This is a genomic window from Gordonia gummivorans (assembly GCF_022513585.1).
Lineage (GTDB): Bacteria > Actinomycetota > Actinomycetes > Mycobacteriales > Mycobacteriaceae > Gordonia.
Window position 1 is genome coordinate 1 of sequence record NZ_JAKWBF010000074.1, and the last position, 1472, is coordinate 1472.

Genomic DNA, 1472 nt, shown 5'->3' on the forward strand with positions numbered 1-1472 from the left:
GGCTCTTCGAAGTTGAGCGGGCAATTCCGTTCAGCAGTGGAATTGCTGGATGCTGGCCCGCTGGGCGCGGGTGCAGTGGAATCGTATCCGGCGCCGTGAGTTCTCGGTGTTGCGGAACCCGCAGGCCACGCGTTTGACCTGTTTGACCAGGCGGTTGTAGCCCTCGGTGCGGGCGTTGGTCAGCCCAGTGTGCAGGAACGCCAGGATCGCTGGCCACCACGTCTCGATCGTGCTCGCGAGCCGGGTAATCTCGGGAATGTCGGCGTCAGCACACCATCGGTAGAAGCGGTAGAGTCGGCGGCGGATCTCGCCGTCGTCAGCCCCGTCTCGTGCAGCGGAAAGTAGTTGCCGTAGTTCCTCTTTCGCGATGTAGGCGGTCAGGATCTGGCCGCTGGGATCATGGTCGAACAGCGCATTCCACATCTTCGCAAATGACCTGTCCGACAGCCGTTCTCGCGCACTGAGCAGTCGCCGACGGTTGGCCCACTCCGGATCCTGCTTGCGTCCACGGCGGCCATGGGCGTCGAAGGTGACCCGCCGGCGCACGCCGGTGACCATGTCGTTGGCCAGCTTGACCAGGTGAAAATGATCGACCACCACCTGCGCGTTGGGCAACAGTGCGTCGGTGACCGCGGCCGCGTAGGCGGCCGACGGATCGATCACCACGTGGGTGATCTGATCGCGGAACTGCTCGGATTGGGCGGTCAGCCAGTCGGTGACGGCCTTGCTGGTGCGGCCCTCGACTTGGCCGAGGAGGCCCTGATCGCCACCGAGATCGACGAACCCGGTGTCCCACGGATCCACACGCACCCAGCGGCGTCCGTCGGCGTCACGGACCCAGCGGGGCTTGCCACGGCGGGTCTCGTCGATCCCGAGCACCTGCACCGGTCGCGGCGTGCCCAACACCCGGTCGGCGTGCTCGACGAACGCGGCGTGCGCGGTCGGCCACGACACGCCGACTCCGGCGGCGACCTCGACCACCGAGCGGGCCGCGTCCCCGACGGCACGGCCAATCTGGGTGCGCAATCGGGTCGTGGTCCGGCGGTGTGGTGGCACCTGCGGGATCGATTCGGTGAAGGTGGCACGCTCACAGTTCGGGTTGACGCATCGGTATCGGGTCTTGTTCCACCGCAACAGGATTGGATCGTCACCGTAGCCGATATCACGGGGTCGGGTGACTGCGTGATCTTTCACCGACGTCGAAATCGTCCGACAGTCCGGGCACCGGGCCGCTTCAGGATCGGCGGTCACCACATCGACCACCCGCGTCCTGCCCTGCCGCGACACCGCGGCAACCTCGAGTCCTTCCAAACCCAACAACAACGACGACGTAGCATCGACCATGCCCCTGGTACTCCTCACCGAAATCTTGAATGCTTCGCAACATCCAGATTTCCGGAGACCAGGGGCGCCTTACGTCACCGACACGCCGGTCCGCTGACCAGGCATTGCCCGCTCAACCTTGAAGAGCC

The 1472-nt window shown here is 65.4% G+C and carries 1 protein-coding gene; it reads right to left on the reverse strand.

Annotation, left to right across the window (positions count from 1 at the left end; all coding sequences use genetic code 11):
* Positions 1 to 30: 30 nt before the first annotated feature.
* Complete coding sequence (locus MKW15_RS24130) at positions 31 to 1344, reverse strand: ISL3 family transposase (protein WP_168547768.1); 1314 nt, start codon at positions 1342 to 1344, stop codon at positions 31 to 33.
* Between the last annotated feature and the right edge of the window lie 128 nt (positions 1345 to 1472).

Excerpts from the sequence above, each read along its gene's own strand:
- MKW15_RS24130 (WP_168547768.1), bottom strand. The coding sequence starts at position 1,344 with ATGGTCGATGCTACGTCGTCGTTGTTGTTGGGTTTGGAAGGACTCGAG.